Origin of the sequence: Solilutibacter tolerans (assembly GCF_900155935.1) — a bacterium.
In the GTDB taxonomy this organism is placed as follows: Bacteria; Pseudomonadota; Gammaproteobacteria; order Xanthomonadales; family Xanthomonadaceae; genus Solilutibacter; species Solilutibacter tolerans.
This window is the reverse complement of the sequence record NZ_FTLW01000002.1, coordinates 33,296-48,184: the sequence shown is the minus strand read 5'-3', so window position 1 is coordinate 48,184 and position 14,889 is coordinate 33,296. Positions and strand designations below refer to the sequence as shown.

The window sequence follows — 14,889 nt, the reverse complement described above, 5'->3', positions numbered from 1 at the left end:
TTGTCCCATTCCGTGGGCAGACTGTGCCCAAGATGCTGTCTGAGCGAGTGACTTTGATGATGAAGCTACGTCCGACCCTGCTTGCCCTGGCCTTGGCCGCCCCGATCTCGTTGTTGGCGATGGCCGACAGCCCGCGCACGCAAGCGCCCGCTACGATGCAGGCACTGGTGCCCACGCAGCAACAGGCGGACACCTCAGCGATTGTTCATGGCCTTTTGTCTGACAGTCGCTATGCCTACCGCCCGCGCGTACTCGATGCGAGCCTGGGCGCCGAGGTGTGGAAGCGTTATCTGGAAGCGCTCGATCCCTCCAAGGTCTATCTGACCCAACAGGACATCGCCAGCGTGCCGGATGCGCCGGCGAAAGCCGTAGCCGCGGTGAAGGAAGGCGATTACGCGCCGATGTATTCGGTATTCGATATTTATCGCAAGCGTGTAGTCGAGCGCTCCAACTATGTACGCGGCCTGCTCAAGCAAGACATCTTCGACTTCACCGGCAACGACCGCTACGACTACGATCGCGAAGATGTAGCGTGGAGCGATGCCGCCGCGTTGGATGTGCAGTGGAAGCAGTCGGTGCGCTCAGACTGGCTGCGCCTGAAGCTGGCCGGCAAGCAGCCCGATGAAATTCGCAAGACACTCGACAAGCGTTACGCCAACATGGTCACGATGATCGATGACCTCAACGCCGAGGACATCTTCCAGACTGCATTGAACGCGTACACCGGGTCCATCGACCCGCATACCGATTACTTCAACCCGCGCGCCGCCGAACGTTTCAACCAGTCGATGTCGCTATCGCTCGAAGGCATCGGTGCGCAGCTGCAAAAGCGCGACGATATCGTCACCATCATGGAGCTGATCCCGGGCGGCCCGGCCGCACGCAGCAACTTGCTCAAGCCCGGCGATCGCATCGTCGGCGTTGGCCAAGGTGAGAAAGGCGCGATGGAGGATGTGATCGGTTGGCGCATCGATGACGTTGTCGCCAAGATCAAAGGTGCCAAGGGCACTGTCGTGCAGCTCGACATCCTGCCGGCCGAGATGGGCATCGATGCCAAGCCCAACCGCATCCAGCTGACCCGCGACAAAGTCGTGCTGGCCGACAGCAAGGCCAAGGGTGAAGTGATCCAGTTGCCGGGCGTCGATGGCGCGCCCGCGCGGCGCATCGGCGTGATCAAGGTGCCGGCGTTCTATCAGGATTTCGATGCGCGCCGCAGCCGCAATGGTGACTATGTTTCCGTGTCGCGGGATGTTGCCGAGATCCTTGCCAAGTTCAACGCCGACAAGCTCGACGGCGTGGTCGTCGATCTGCGCAACAACGGCGGCGGTTCGCTGGATGAGGCCGTCAACATGACGGGCCTCTTCATCGACAAGGGCCCGGTGGTGCAGGAACGCCAAGCTGGCGGTCGCATCACGGTGCGCAGTGACCGCGATGATTCCGTGCAGTGGGAAGGCCCGTTGGCCGTGTTGATCAATCGTGCATCGGCATCGGCATCGGAAATTTTTGCAGGCGCGATCCAGGATTATGGGCGCGGCCTCATCATCGGTGAAACCAGTTTCGGCAAAGGCACGGTGCAGGCGATGGTCGATCTTGATCGTGTCGTGCCGGACCGCTCGCAAGACCAGTATGGCGATGTGAAGCTGACAGTCGCCGAGTTCTTCCGCCCTAGTGGCAGCAGCACGCAGAACAAGGGCGTGTCCCCGGATATCGCATTCCCGGCGACGCTTGATGCCGACGAATACGGCGAGAGCACCTACGACAACGCACTGCCGTGGTCGAAGATCGACGAAGCGCCGCACGCGACTTACGGTCAGTTCGCGGGCTTGTTGCCAGAGCTCAAGCGTCTGCACGATATCCGCTCGGCTGATGATGTTGAATACCAATGGCGCGTCGAAGATGCCGCCGAGTTCCGTGCGCAGCGCGAAAAGAAGTGGATCAGCTTGAACGAGGCAGAGCGTCGCGTTGAACGTGACAAGGAAGATGCCAAGCGCAAGTTCCGCCAAGCCGAGCGTAAGCGCTTGGGGCTGGATCTTGATCCATTGGCCGATGATGGCGCGGATGATGGCCTGCAATACAACGAGCGTGATGTCGCCCGTGAGGCCGAACGCGAGAAGCTGGCGGATAAGGCACCGGATCCCTTGCTGCGTGAAGCGGCGGCGATCCTTGGCGATGCGGCCCGCATGCTGGATGGTGATCGCGCACTGGCCGCGCAGGTTCTGCCTAAGTCCACCCAGGCAGGTAACTGGGCGAAGTAAGTCTGGATGCCCTTGTGCACATGCACAGGGGCATTTTCATTCGGTTCAAATGGACTGTTTGCTGGGCAGTGCCAAGCCCCGTTTGACCGTATCCAGCACGACGCGGCTCTCGTAACGCTTGATGTTCTTTTGCGGCTTGAACAGCCGTTCGATCAAAGCGCGATATTCTGGCAGTGTTGGCGTTGCGACGATCAGCAGGTAATCCCAATCGCCGGCCAGTTGGTAGCACTGCTGCACTTCCGGCGTCTCGCGCATGCGGGCGTAGAAGGATTTCAATTCCTGCATCGATTCGCGCTCCATGCTCACCCACACTGCGATCAAGGTGGTGAAGGGCAGCACGTCGGGATCGAGTATCGCCACTTGGTGTAGAAGGCCGCTCTCGCGATAGCGCTTGATCCGTCGTTGCACGGCGCTGGGCGATAGACCAACGGCGTCGCCCAGCTCGGTCAGGGTGCGGTCGGCATCCGACTGCAGCAAGGCCAGCAGCGCATGGTCGAAATTGTCGAGGGTAGGGCGGACGCTCACGCAAAAATTTTGCGTTTAGACGCATAATTTTTCAAGCGCCACGCAAGGCCCCGGCCTTACGCTGCGCGCATGGACTCCAACTCTCCCACTTCGCCGCGCCCGGTCGCGATCGCGATGGCGCTCGCCGCCGTCTACCTCATCTGGGGCTCGACCTACCTCGGCATTCGTTTCGCGCTGGAGGGAGGCTTCCCGCCATTCTTGCTGGGTGGCATCCGCTTCTTGATCGCCGGTGGTTTGATGTTCGCATTCCTGCGCTTGCGAGGCGAGGCGCCGCCTACGCGCGCGCAATGGCGCAACCTGGCCGTAATGGGGACGCTGCTGCTCGCTGCCGGCAACGGCATGGTGAATTTCGCCGAGCAAACCGTGTCTTCAGGTTTGGCCGCAGTCGCGGTGGCATCCGCGCCGATCTGGATGGGCGTGTTCGCGATGATGCGTGGTGACAAACCGACACGCGTGGAATGGGTCGGTATTGGCGTCGGTTTTATCGGCGTGCTCTGGCTCAATGCCGGCGGCGCCATGTCGGGTTCGATGAAAGGATTGATCGCACTGTTGATCGCGTCTCTCGCGTGGTCCTTCGGCTCCATCTGGAGTCGCGGTCGCGACCTGCCTTCGCCCTTCATGACAGCGGCAGGCCAAATGCTATGCGGCGGCGTGGTGATGATGGCGATCGCCTTCATCACCCGCGAACGCATGGATATGCCGACATCCAAAGGCTTGGCGGCGTTCGCCTATCTGGTGGTGTTCGGTTCCATCATCGGCTTCACTGCTTACATCTGGCTACTGCATAACGTGCGGCCTGCATTGGCAGGCAGCTATGCCTATGTAAATCCTGCGATCGCGGTGGTGTTGGGTGCTTTGATGGCGGGCGAGCGTGCATCCACCGCAGAACTCGGCGCGATGCTGGTGATCCTGGCGGGCGTGGTGGTGATCACGTTGGCCAAGGCGGGGAAGAAGAAGCGCGCCTGACAACTGTCATGTGATCGGGCTGACCCCGGCGACTACTGCGCCGGGTTGGCTGGCGGCATCCTGCAAGCCAGACGCAGGAGCCTAGCGATGAACATGATGGACGGTGCAACCCAAGCTTCCATGTCCGCGGCCTGTCTTGCAGGCGCTCGGAAGCGGTATGGCAGGGTCGAGGCTCTGGCAGGATTCGACCTGGCATTGATACGTGGTGAAGTGCTGGCCTTGCTGGGTGCCAATGGTGCGGGCAAGAGCACCGCGATTGGGCTGATGCTGGGATTGATCGCGCCCGATGCCGGCCAGGTTGAGTTGTTCGGGCTAGCGCCGCAGTCTCTTGCGGCGCGTCGCCGTATCGGAGTCATGCTGCAATCGGCGGCATTGCCCGATACATCGACCGTCGGTGAATTGCTGGAAGCCACGCGCGCCTACTATTCGGCGCCGCTGTCCATCACCGAATGCGAGTCACTGGCTGGCTTGCAAGGGCTGTCCAAGCGCCGCTATGGCAAGTTGTCCGGGGGCCAGCAACGGCGCGTGCAGTTTGCGCTTGCGATCTGTGGCGACCCGCAACTGCTGTTCCTGGATGAGCCCACTACCGGTCTGGATATCGAGGCGCGCCAGCAAATCTGGTTGGCCATTAAACAGTTGCGCGCGCGCGGTGTTGCCGTCCTATTGACGACGCACTACCTGGAAGAGGCAGAAGCGCTGGCCGATCGCGTGGTGGTGATTGATCGCGGACGCAGCATTGCCGAAGGAAGCGTTGATGTCATCCGCGCCAAAGTGTCTGGGCAGCGCATTCGTTGTCGTAGCCGATTGGATATCGCCGTCGTTCTGGGTTGGCCAGGCGTCGTGCAGGCCACGCGCGAGGGGGAATACCTCGTGTTGCGCGTCGACGATGCCGTGCGTGCGTTGCCGCCGTTGCTGGCCGCCGATCCTGCTCTATCCGACCTGGAAATCAGCCGCGCGGGGTTGGCCGACGCTTTCCTTGCCATCACACGCGAATCCAACGAGGAGTTACGCGCATGAACACGCTTGCTAATGACACGCGGGGGGCCGAGCTCGCACCATCCATTACACGCATCTACTGGTTGGAAACCCGCAACGAATTCCTGCGTATGTTGCGCACGCCGATGTTCGCGCTACCCACGCTGTTGTTTCCGCTGGTCTTTTACGTGATGTTTGGCGTGCTTTTGAATCGCGGCAACGGCAATGCGGCCACCTACATGATGGCGACGTATGGTGTGTTTGGCGTAATGGGCGCATCGATGTTCGGCTTCGGGGTCACTGTATCGATGGAGCGCAGTCAGGGATTGTTGCGGCTTAAGCGTGCACTGCCGATGCCGTCTGGCGCCTATCTATTCGCTAAAACCGGTATGGCGATGGTGTTCGTGTTGATGATCACCTTGTGCATGATGTTGGTCGCGATCATCTTGGCCAAAGTTTCGTTGACCCCGGTGCAGGGAATGCTGTTGATCGCGATCAACCTGCTGGGCAGTCTGCCGTTTGCGGCGCTGGGGCTTTACATCGGCACTCTGTCCAGTGCAAATGGATCGCCAGCCATCCTGAACATGGTGATGTTGCCGATGGCATTCTTGTCCGGCCTGTGGCTGCCCTTGTCGATGTTGCCCGGTTGGCTGCAAAGCATCGCGCCGGTGTGGCCCAGCTATCACTTGTCTCAACTCGCGCTGAAAGTGGTGGGACATGATCTCGTCCAACCAATCTGGCTGCACGTCGGGGTATTGCTGTTAGTGACGGTGGTATTTGCGTTGCTGGCGCGAGGTCGTCTGGCGCGAGCCGAATGAATTCGCACGAAAATCGGATGCAGTGCCAAGGAGAACCAAGATGAAGAAGTCATTTGAGCTCGGCATGCTCGCGCTTCTGGCAGCGGCCTTGGGCGGGGTTGCCTGGTGGTCCGCCCGTGCCGATGAGCCGACCCAATCAGTGCCACGAAACAGTTTCGCAGTGCGTGATGCGCGGGTATTCGATGGCGAACAATTCATCGAACGCGCCACTGTGGTCGTGCGCGATGGTCGCATCGAAGCGGTGGGGAAGGGCGCGCGCATTCCGAAGGGGTTCGATGTCATCAACGGACAAGGCAAGACGCTGATGCCAGCCTTGATCGACGCCCATACCCATGTATGGGGCGAGGCCCAACGTGATGCATTGCGCTTCGGCGTAGGCACGGAGCTGGAGATGATGGGCGCGATGCAGTCGTTGCCGGGCTATCGCGATCAGCGTGATTCGTTCGCTCGCACCGATCGCGCCGATGTCTGGTCGAGTGGTGCGGCAGTCACCGTGCCGGGTGGTCATGGCACCGAGTACGGCTTCCCGGTGCCCGAGCTCAAGCCGGGTGAGGATGCCGATGCCTTCGTGCGTGCGCGTATCGATGAAGGCAGCGAATTCATCAAGTTGATGATCGATGATCTGCACGCCTACGGCAGTACGCATCGCATGCCGACGTTGGATCGCGCCCAGATCGAAGCGAGTATCGCCGCTGCCAAGCGTCAGAAGCGACTTTCAGTTGCCCACGTTGCAGCCCAGGACGATGCGCTGCACGCCGTCAACGCCGGTGTGGATGGCCTGGTGCATGCCTTTATCGACCAGCCAGCTAGCGACGGCATGATTGCAGCGATGAAATCGCGTGGTGCGTTCATGGTGCCGACGTTGTCGGTCATCGCCGGCTTTGGTAGAACGGACGACAGCACGAAATTGGCCGCTGATGCGCGTTTGAAGTCACGCCTTAGCGATGCACAAATCGCAACGTTACATGCGCGCTTCCCCCCGTCCTTTCCATTCCAGGCCAATGCGTTACCCAACGCACTTGAAACCGTGCGTCGCTTGCATGCGGCCGGTGTGGAGATATTGGCTGGTACGGACGCAGGCAACCCCGGGACTGCGCATGGTGTCAGCTTGCATGGTGAGTTGGCGATGCTGGTGCGTGCGGGTCTCAGTCCGGCCGAGGCGCTGCGTGCAGCGACTTCAGCACCCGCTAGGCGTTTCGGTCTGAAAGACCGTGGTCACATAGCGCCCGGGATGCGTGCGGACCTTTTATTGGTTGATGGCAATCCGTCTAAGGATATTGAGACAACGCGCGGCATCGTCAGCATCTGGAAGAACGGTTACCTACAATCTGGCGATGCGCCGGCCGCCGACCGCGCGGGTGGCCTCGCGGAAAGTGATCGCCTCATCTCCGACTTCGAAAGTGGTGACATGAGCACACGTTTCGGTAGCGGCTGGCAGGCGGCGAGCGACCGCTTCATGGGGGGCAAGTCCATCGCCAATACCGTTTGGCTGGCCAGCGGTGCAGGCGGATCCAAGGGTGCGATGCGCGTCGAGGGCGATGTGATGGCAGGCCCCACGCCATGGGCGGGTGCGATGTTCTCGCCGGGCAGTACGCAGATGCAGCCGGTTAACCTCGGCACACGCCAGGCAATCACCCTGAAAGTGCGTGGCACGCCCGGCGACTACGTCATCGTGATACTGCATGGCGAAGGCCAGGTTGCCGCCGTACCCGTTGTTGTGGGCGAGGACTGGGGCGAGATCCGCGTGCCACTGTCGAAGTTCGTGGGTGCGGATTTGTCGCGGGTGATGTCGCTTGGCATCAGCAATAGTCGCATCGGCCATTTCCGGGTAGACCTGGATGATGTCGCCATCGAATGATGGACATGAAAGTTTCCCGCATTCGTGACCGTTACTATCCACGCCATGGCTGACTCCCTCGCACTACGAATTCGCCAACGTCTCTTGCCCGATGCCGTCGATCAGGGTTGGGTGCCTATCGCCATGCTGGGCTACCTGGTGTTCCTCTTCGTGCCGATGCTCGGCCGCGCGTTTCCAGAGGTTGGGACGTTCAATGTTCCGTTCAATCTCGGGGCTACGCTCGCTTCGTTGGTCGCTTTTTTGCCGCTGTATTTCTATGTCTTTCGGCGTAGTGCACCTGGAAAATTGCTGGCCGTACTAACCATCTTCGCTTTGGCCTGCGTGCTTCTGCCGTGGAATGCTTATGCGAATACTTATGTGATCTACGCCGCGTCTTTGCTGGCTGTATTGTCAATACGCCTGCCGGTGCGTGTCGCGTTACTGGCTGCGATGTTGCTGGTGTTTGGGTTGCGCATGTATTTGCTCTGGCCCTTCAGCTATGTCGCCTTTGGCATCGGCTTCACGGTGTTGATTTCGGCATCCGTGTTTACCTCCAACTATTTCATGATCGAGCGTGAGAAGAAGCGTGCGCAGCTGGAGGCGAGCCAGGATGAAGTGCGCCGCATCGCCGCATTTGCCGAGCGCGAACGCATTGGTCGTGACTTGCATGACTTGCTGGGGCACACCTTGTCGATGATTGCACTCAAGGCTGATTTGGCAGCGCGACTGGCAATGCGGGATGGTGATGCGGCCTCCATTGAGATGCGTGAAGTTGCCCGCATCGCACGCGAGGCATTAAATGAAGTGCGGCAGGCAGTGAGTGGTATCCGCAGCGCATTGATCGCGGCTGAACTTGCATCGGCCAAGGTATTGCTTGAAGTCGATGGCGTGGCGGTGAATGCTCAAATGGATGCGGTGGCGCTCTCCCCCGATTACGAGTGCGCATTCGCCATGACTCTGCGTGAGGCGGCGACCAATGTGCAGCGTCATGCCGACGCCAGGAATTTTGAGGTGGTCTTGCGAAGCGATCAACACGATGTCGTGTTGGAGCTGATCGATGATGGCCAGGGTGGGGCGATCAAGCCCGGCAACGGATTGTCCGGTATGCGCGAGCGCCTTGAGGGTTTGGGCGGACGATTGCAGCTGCAGTCCGAGGCCGGAAAGGGTGCCCGCGTAATAGCAAAATTGCCGTTGAAGGGCGCGACATGATCCGAGTGTTGTTGGCCGAAGATCAGGCGATGGTGCGTGGTGCACTGGCGGCTTTGCTTCGTCTGGAGAACGACATCGAGGTGATCGCGGATGTCGCCGATGGCGAAGCCGCATGGCGCGAGATTCAGCGTAATGCGCCCGACATCCTGTTGACTGATATCGAAATGCCCGGGTTGACGGGACTGGAGTTGGCGCAGCGCATCCAAAGGCATGAGCTGCCTATCAAGGTTGTCATCGTCACCACGTTTGCGCGCGCCGGATTTCTCAGACGTGCACTTGATGCGGGCGTACAGGGTTATCTACTCAAGGATGCGCCTGCCGAACAGCTTGGGGATGCGCTCAGGCAAGTCCAGCGTGGCGGCCGCGCCATCGATCCCCAGCTGGCATTGGAAGCATGGAGCGAAGGCGATCCGCTCAGTGACCGCGAGCGCCAGGTGCTGCGTTTGGCAGGCGACGGGTTGGGCGCAGGCGAGATCGCCACAAAGCTCGGTCTATCGCACGGCACCGTGCGCAATTATTTGTCGGAGGCCATCGGCAAGCTGGGAGTTGGCAATCGCATCGAGGCTTACCGACTGGCGCGGCAAAAGGGTTGGCTGTAAGCGAGATGCTCTGTCTCTACTACAACGTCATGCTTTGTGAATTCGTTCGTTAGTGCAAAGCGAGTAAGGCCTGGGCAGTGGCCGGGCCTTGTTCAAAGACACCATGAAAGTGATGTCCGAGCGTGAAGGCACAGGCCAGGCCGTGCTTGATCACGGCTTTATCCGTGAACACCCTGTTGGTCTCGCTTGGAGACGGTCTTGGCGTGAGCGATCGACAAACGCACGGTTGTTCGTCGCGGCGCCGTCGATTTGTGTGTGGGTGGCGCGGTTTTCATTGGTACTGCAGCGTGCTTCTGAAGATATGAGTTGATGCAACCATGGGCATCACATTGCATCGGGTAGCCCATCTGGTCATCTGCTCTTCCCGTGGCACACGGAAAGAAGCCAGATTACTCACGCAATCTCAGTGCGTAGGTTCCGGCGGCAATTTGAAAGAGGGGCAGGCGTTATCGTTCGTGCGTTGGGATGTCGCTGCTACCCAGGTGGCAACAGGCGCGACCAGCCAATCCAGCCGCATCGGTAGATCCACATGCCCGTGTCCGTTGACCGTAGTCGCGGATGCCATCGGGGTCGAGGCGGCCAACTCATGACTGCTGGCTGCAGGAAACATTCGATCATCGGCACCATGCAGCAGCAGGATGCAGGTCTGGCTAGCCGCAACGATTGGCCGTGCATCGACATTGCGCAGGGAGATGCCAAGCTGTTCGCTTGCTTCGTCTATGGCCGCATCGATGTCGCTGTCATTCATGCGGCCCAGCGCAGCCAGCGTGATACGCGCACGGATGCCGCTTGCTTTGGTGTCTTGTGCTTCGCGGATTGCACCGCGAATGCCTTCGTTTGCCGATTGAAATGGCGCGAATGCGACGATGCCTGCGATGACATCACGCAAGGCAGGTTCAGCGAAGAGAGCCGTGCTTCCGCCATACGAGGTGCCCATCAAGTAAATCGGCGGCTGGATTCGTCCCTGCGCCAGTAACCCACGCACAAGATCGGTGATGTCAGCCGCCTCGCGTGGGCCGTAGCCTGCTGGCGCATCAGCCGAATCACCATGCCCGCGCAGATCGACGTTTACGCCTGAAAAGCCTTGTTCGGCCAATGCCAATGCCCATGGCGTGAATTGATCGCCATTGCTGCCCCAGCCGTGCAAATAAATGATCGAGCCACGCGTGGGTACCGAGGCCTGGGCGTTCTTGACGCGCATGTCGAAGCGCAGACCATTCGTTTCGGTGCGCTTTACGTCATAGACGAAATCACGTTTGGCCGACGGTACGAAAAGGTAGGACAGGCGTATGCCGTCAGCCGTGGTGTGGTTCAAGCGTTCAAGCGCGATGGTTTGCTCGATCTTGAGATTCAGGTGCGGGGTGCGTTCTGGCACTGCAATATGCTTCGCCAAGGTCCCAACACCCAGGCTGGCGATCAATGCAAGGGGCAGTGCGAGATGCATCGGTCGTGCCGTGTCAGCCCGCGTAACGCGCCTTCAACATTGCGAACGCCGAGCGCAGGCACTGGGCTTCGCCGCCCGCCGGGCGGCCTGGGCGGTCGTTGTCGTTCCAGCTGTAGACATCGACATGTGCCCATTTTTGGCCTTCCGGTACGAAGCGTTCCAGATACAGCGCGGCGGTCACGCTGCCGGCCATCGGGCTACTGCTACCGTTGGCGATGTCGGCAATATTACTGGTGAGATAACGTAAATACGGACGCCACAACGGCATGCGCCACAGGGGTTCGAACACCTGTTGGCCTGCATCCAACCAATCATTCGCCAGTGCATCGTCATTGGCGTAGAGCGCGGGTAGATCCGGGCCGAGTGCGATGCGCGCAGCGCCTGTTAGTGTTGCAAAGTCCAGCAGTAACTCAGGCCTGTCTTCCGATGCACGCACCAGTGCGTCGCACAGAACGAGGCGGCCTTCGGCATCGGTATTGTCGATCTCCACGCTCACGCCTTTGCGCGTGGCGATCACTTCACCCGGGCGCAATGCATTCGGACCGATGGCGTTCTCGACTGCAGCGACAAACAAGGACAAGCGCACTTTCAAGCCGCGCGCCATGATGAGCTCGGCCAGTGCGATCGCATGTGCTGCGCCGCCCATGTCCTTCTTCATGTTGCGCATGCCGGCGCTGGCTTTGATATTCAAGCCGCCTGTGTCGAAGCACACGCCCTTGCCGACCAGTGACACGCGCGGCGCATCGACATCACCCCATTCCAGATGGATCAAGCGTGGTGCGCGATGCGAGGCGCGTCCCACCGCGTGGATGGCTGGGTAGTTTTGCGTAATCAGGTCATCGCCGCTGATCACTTCGATCTCGGCGCCGTATTGCTTTGCGATGTCGCGTGTCACCGACTCCATCTCGTCCGGGCCCATGTCCTCGGTCGGCGTGTTGATGAGATCGCGCACGCGCACGCAGGCGGCGAGCACATCGAGTGTTTCTGCATCCGCGCCGTTGTCGATGGCGAGCATCGCCGGTTCACGCAACGGCCTCTTGTAACGGCGGAAGCGATAACTGCCCAAGCCCCAGCCCAGCACCAATGCATGGCGGGCAGCAGCATCCAGCTCGCCAACCAATTTCCATTCGCCGGGTGGTAGTGCGTAGGGCGCATGCGAGTAGGTGAACGGGTCAAGTCGGTTGCCGATGCCGATTACGGCACCTTCGATGCCGTTATTGCCTGGCAAGAGCATCAACGTGCCAGAGCTTGCGGTGTACTTTTGCGCATCCAGCCATTGGCCGATCGCAGGCAATTGCAGTTTGCGCCATGCATCAAACTCTTCGCCGCGCACGCAATGAAATGGCAGCGGGTGCTGCGGGTTGCGGGTCAAGCCGGGCAGGTTGTTCATGGGGCATCCTCATGGCGGGGTTGCATGTCGAGCCAGTCGGCCAGCGCGGCAAGCGTGGGAAGGATCAGGCTGGGCACGAACTCGCGCTTTGGCCAGGTGGGGTGTCGCTCGCGTGCATCGTCGCGATGCAGCCAGCAGGTCATCAGGCCTGCACGATGTGCGCCGACTATATCCGCTTCGACATCGTCACCTACATGCAGCACTTCATGCGGCGCGACACCAAGTTGGTCGCAAGCGTGCAGGAAGATGGAAGCATCGGGCTTGCCACGGCCAAATTCGCGCGCGGTGACCTTGCCGGTGAAATATTGATCGATGCCGATGGTGGCCAGGTCCGCATTGCCATTGGACAGCGCATAGACTGGCACGCGTGCCGCAATACGCGCCAAGGCATCGCGCGCGTCATCGTAGAAGTCCACGCGATTGCGCTCGGCGAAGAAGGCGGCGTAAGCCTCATCGGCCAGGGCAGGATCGCTGCCGCTTTCGGCCAGTGCGATCTCGATGCCTTTGCGGCGCAGCCAGCTGGCATCGTGTGATTGCTGTGGATAGCGATCCATCACGCGTTCGCGCAATCGACGCATCGCCGGGATGGGGAACTGCGCTGCCGTACGCGGCGCGTGTGTTTCGAACCAGGTATGCAACACGCGCTCGATGCGTTCGCCAATGGGCGGGAACGGCCACAAGGTGTCGTCGAGGTCGAGGGTGATGGCGCGAATGAGGGGGGGCGTGCTCACGTTTCGCATTTTAACGGCTTGTCATTCCAACAACTTCGCCCACCCCTCCCAGCCTTCGATCTTGGACAAGATGATCTTCACGCATACCAGGAGCGGCACCGCCAGCAACAAGCCGATGATCCCCCACACCCAGCCAAACACCATCAGCGCCAGCATCAACACCAAGGGCGACAGGGCCATGCGCTTGCCCAAGACAATCGGCGTGATGATCTGACCTTCCAATGTATGCAGGCCCAGATACAGCGCAGCGGGCAGGAGCGCGGGCCACATGTCGCCTTGAGTGGTGAAGCCCATCACCAGCATCACCAGCACGCCTATCAACGGTCCTACATAAGGCGCGAAATTGAGCAGTGCGGCCATGGTGCCCCACAGCAAGGCTTCGTCGATGGGCAGGTCGACAATGAAGTACAAGGCGGCGGCAAACACCAGGCCCATGGCGGCATTGATCACACTGATGGTCAGCACGTAGCGCGACATTTCTCGCTCGATCGATTGCAGGATGTCGACCGTGATGCGCTTTTTCTGCCGGTCAGGCATCAAGTCGATCGCGTGCTTCTGCAGGTTCTGCCCGAATATCATGAAGAACAACGTGAGCAAGACCACGGCCAGCACCTGGGTGATGATCTTCGGCGTTGCGGTCAGCGCCTTGTAGGGGTCATTGACCTCGGTCTTGACCACTTGCTCGGCTTTGTTCGTGCTTTCACCGCCTGCCGCGCGGGCGATGTTTTCGGCGACCTTGTTAGCGTCCTGCATCGGTTTGGCCACGGCGCGGAGCTTGGGCGTGAGCTTGCGCATCTGCTGCGGGACTTCGCGTACCCACTCAGATGCTGGTTCGACCAGCTGCTGTCCCAGGCCCACAGCGAGCGAGATACCCGTGGCCACCACCAGCACGGCAGCCAGCGCGCGCGGCAACCACAGTTTCTGCAACAAGCGAATGATGGGGTTGCCGATGAGCGCGAAGAACAGCGCCAGCATGATGGGCAGCACCAACTCCTGCGTGGCCCACAAGGTATAGGCAACGGCCAGTGTCGCGAGTATCAGCAGCGCGATGCTGGCGCGCGGGCGTGGCGTTTCACTAGATAGGTTTTCTTCGGCCGATGGTTCAAGTGAGCCGATGTTGCTTTGCGAAGGCGGCACGCTCACAGCAAGCCCCGGCGACGCAGGGCTTCGTGGTCAAGCAAGGGATCGTTGCTGGAGGTGCGTGGCGCTGCAGCGACCGCGGTGACTGTCGTCGCTGCCTTGGTGGCTTCAGCCGTCGCTTCGGCCTGGTCCGCGGCTTCTCCTGCTTCGCCCGCCGCGGCTTGTGCGCTGCCGCTGGCGACCAAGCCTGAGATCGCTGTCATCAACTGCATCAGGCCGCCACTCGCGACGTTTGCAAGTGGGCGAGTGCGCCCCACGATGAATCCACTCGCAAGCCCGGCTATTACGATGCGGCCCGGTGTCCATGCCGTGCGCCATGCGCCTTTCAGCTGCCGCCACTCGACGCCGACATATCGCTCATGCGCTTCGAGTGCCTGTTCGGCCTGGGTGACTTTGTCGATCAGCTTGTTGAAGCCCATGGTCGTTGGCGTGTCGCTTGTCAGTGGATACAGCGTGGAAAATCAGGGCGGCGTGACATTGATGCCTTGCTCGTCCTTGACTGGGGCACCGTTCGCCTCTTTGGTCGGCATCGCGTCGGTGGCTTCTTTGGTGGACTGCGGCGATGCCGGATCGGGCGTGTGGTCGGACAATTCACCAATGCCCAGGCGCGCCAATTGCCGGCGTGTCGCCTTCATTCGCGTGTGCTCGAAATAGCGCATCGCCCTCCACCCAGCAAACCAGGTGGTGAGGGCGCATAACGTGCCCCACACCAGAAGCGATGCCCAAACCGGCATGCCTAATCCGTAGCTCAGCCCCATCACCAAGGCGGCGGACAACATCAAGCCAGCGACCACGCCAAAGACAATGGCGCCCGCGGTGAACGCCAGCGTGCGGCCAAATGCGCTGCGCGCCAGCGAGACATCCGCGGCGACCAGCGTGCGCATCGCCTTGGTGGCGTCGCGCACGCCCGCCAATCCCGCCTGACCGGCACTGCCGACCTGGCGGAACGATTCCAACAGCTCAGCGACCTCGTCCCCTGCGCTGCGCTTGTCCGACATAG

Annotated in this window: 14 protein-coding genes; 7 read left to right on the top strand and 7 right to left on the bottom strand. The window is 60.6% G+C overall.

Going from position 1 to position 14,889, the window contains the following annotated elements; all coding sequences use genetic code 11:
* Positions 1-59 precede the first annotated feature (59 nt).
* The gene (locus BW989_RS03365) at positions 60-2,255 is read left to right on the top strand and encodes a carboxy terminal-processing peptidase (protein WP_083688301.1); all 2,196 of its coding nucleotides are present in this window, start codon (positions 60-62) and stop codon (positions 2,253-2,255) included.
* 45 nt (positions 2,256-2,300) lie between these two features.
* Here BW989_RS03365 and BW989_RS03360 read toward each other — a convergent pair whose 3' ends face one another.
* Positions 2,301-2,780 carry an Lrp/AsnC family transcriptional regulator gene (locus BW989_RS03360; RefSeq protein ID WP_076585425.1) on the bottom strand — a complete coding sequence of 160 codons (480 nt, stop codon included), beginning with the start codon at positions 2,778-2,780 and terminating at the stop codon, positions 2,301-2,303.
* Between the two features lie 69 nt (positions 2,781-2,849).
* Here BW989_RS03360 and yedA point away from each other — a divergent pair, with 69 nt between their 5' ends.
* From yedA to BW989_RS03330, 6 genes are all read left to right on the top strand, one after another.
* The gene (gene yedA / locus BW989_RS03355; RefSeq protein ID WP_076585423.1) at positions 2,850-3,746 is read left to right on the top strand and encodes a drug/metabolite exporter YedA; all 897 of its coding nucleotides are present in this window, start codon (positions 2,850-2,852) and stop codon (positions 3,744-3,746) included.
* An 87-nt stretch (positions 3,747-3,833) separates the two neighbouring features.
* A complete protein-coding gene (locus tag BW989_RS03350) occupies positions 3,834-4,763 on the top strand; it encodes an ABC transporter ATP-binding protein (protein WP_425476639.1) in 930 nt (309 codons plus the stop codon).
* Complete coding sequence (locus tag BW989_RS03345; protein ID WP_076585421.1) at positions 4,760-5,539, top strand: ABC transporter permease; 780 nt, start codon at positions 4,760-4,762, stop codon at positions 5,537-5,539. Before BW989_RS03350 ends, BW989_RS03345 begins: the two co-directional genes overlap by 4 nt.
* 40 nt (positions 5,540-5,579) lie before the next feature.
* A complete protein-coding gene (locus tag BW989_RS03340; protein WP_076585419.1) occupies positions 5,580-7,397 on the top strand; it encodes an amidohydrolase family protein in 1,818 nt (605 codons plus the stop codon).
* 45 nt (positions 7,398-7,442) lie between these two features.
* Entirely contained in the window at positions 7,443-8,585 is a 1,143-nt protein-coding gene (locus tag BW989_RS03335; protein WP_076585417.1) for a sensor histidine kinase, read from the top strand.
* The gene (locus BW989_RS03330; protein ID WP_076585415.1) at positions 8,582-9,184 is read left to right on the top strand and encodes a response regulator transcription factor; all 603 of its coding nucleotides are present in this window, start codon (positions 8,582-8,584) and stop codon (positions 9,182-9,184) included. Before BW989_RS03335 ends, BW989_RS03330 begins: the two co-directional genes overlap by 4 nt.
* A gap of 403 nt (positions 9,185-9,587) precedes the next feature.
* On the opposite strand, the gene BW989_RS03325 is transcribed toward BW989_RS03330, so the two are convergent.
* From BW989_RS03325 to BW989_RS03300, 6 genes are read right to left on the bottom strand one after another with little or no spacing between them, the layout of a single operon-like run.
* A complete protein-coding gene (locus BW989_RS03325) occupies positions 9,588-10,628 on the bottom strand; it encodes an alpha/beta hydrolase (protein WP_076585413.1) in 1,041 nt (346 codons plus the stop codon).
* Between the two features lie 13 nt (positions 10,629-10,641).
* Positions 10,642-12,018 (bottom strand): leucyl aminopeptidase family protein, encoded by a 1,377-nt coding sequence (locus BW989_RS03320; RefSeq protein ID WP_076585412.1) that lies wholly within the window; start codon positions 12,016-12,018, stop codon positions 10,642-10,644.
* The gene (locus BW989_RS03315) at positions 12,015-12,749 is read right to left on the bottom strand and encodes an HAD family hydrolase (RefSeq protein ID WP_242651264.1); all 735 of its coding nucleotides are present in this window, start codon (positions 12,747-12,749) and stop codon (positions 12,015-12,017) included. The genes BW989_RS03320 and BW989_RS03315 overlap by 4 nt, the downstream gene beginning before the upstream one ends.
* Before the next feature lie 21 nt (positions 12,750-12,770).
* Positions 12,771-13,865, bottom strand: a complete 1,095-nt coding sequence (locus tag BW989_RS03310; RefSeq protein WP_242651329.1) for an AI-2E family transporter — start codon at positions 13,863-13,865, stop codon at positions 12,771-12,773.
* A gap of 23 nt (positions 13,866-13,888) precedes the next feature.
* A complete protein-coding gene (locus tag BW989_RS03305; protein ID WP_076585406.1) occupies positions 13,889-14,308 on the bottom strand; it encodes a hypothetical protein in 420 nt (139 codons plus the stop codon).
* Positions 14,309-14,350: 42 nt separating this feature from the next.
* Positions 14,351-14,887, bottom strand: a complete 537-nt coding sequence (locus tag BW989_RS03300; RefSeq protein ID WP_076585404.1) for a phage holin family protein — start codon at positions 14,885-14,887, stop codon at positions 14,351-14,353.
* Positions 14,888-14,889 lie beyond the last annotated feature (2 nt).

Bases quoted from the DNA above. Each gene is read 5' to 3' on its own strand.
- BW989_RS03325 (WP_076585413.1), bottom strand. From the start codon at position 10,628: ATGCATCTCGCACTGCCCCTTGCATTGATCGCCAGCCTGGGTGTTGGG.
- BW989_RS03330 (WP_076585415.1), top strand. From the start codon at position 8,582: ATGATCCGAGTGTTGTTGGCCGAAGATCAGGCGATGGTGCGTGGTGCA.
- BW989_RS03335 (WP_076585417.1), top strand. From the start codon at position 7,443: ATGGCTGACTCCCTCGCACTACGAATTCGCCAACGTCTCTTGCCCGAT.
- BW989_RS03320 (WP_076585412.1), bottom strand. From the start codon at position 12,018: ATGAACAACCTGCCCGGCTTGACCCGCAACCCGCAGCACCCGCTGCCA.
- BW989_RS03365 (WP_083688301.1), top strand. From the start codon at position 60: ATGAAGCTACGTCCGACCCTGCTTGCCCTGGCCTTGGCCGCCCCGATC.
- BW989_RS03350 (WP_425476639.1), top strand. From the start codon at position 3,834: ATGAACATGATGGACGGTGCAACCCAAGCTTCCATGTCCGCGGCCTGT.
- BW989_RS03300 (WP_076585404.1), bottom strand. From the start codon at position 14,887: ATGTCGGACAAGCGCAGCGCAGGGGACGAGGTCGCTGAGCTGTTGGAA.
- yedA (WP_076585423.1), top strand. From the start codon at position 2,850: ATGGACTCCAACTCTCCCACTTCGCCGCGCCCGGTCGCGATCGCGATG.
- BW989_RS03340 (WP_076585419.1), top strand. From the start codon at position 5,580: ATGAAGAAGTCATTTGAGCTCGGCATGCTCGCGCTTCTGGCAGCGGCC.
- BW989_RS03305 (WP_076585406.1), bottom strand. From the start codon at position 14,308: ATGGGCTTCAACAAGCTGATCGACAAAGTCACCCAGGCCGAACAGGCA.
- BW989_RS03345 (WP_076585421.1), top strand. From the start codon at position 4,760: ATGAACACGCTTGCTAATGACACGCGGGGGGCCGAGCTCGCACCATCC.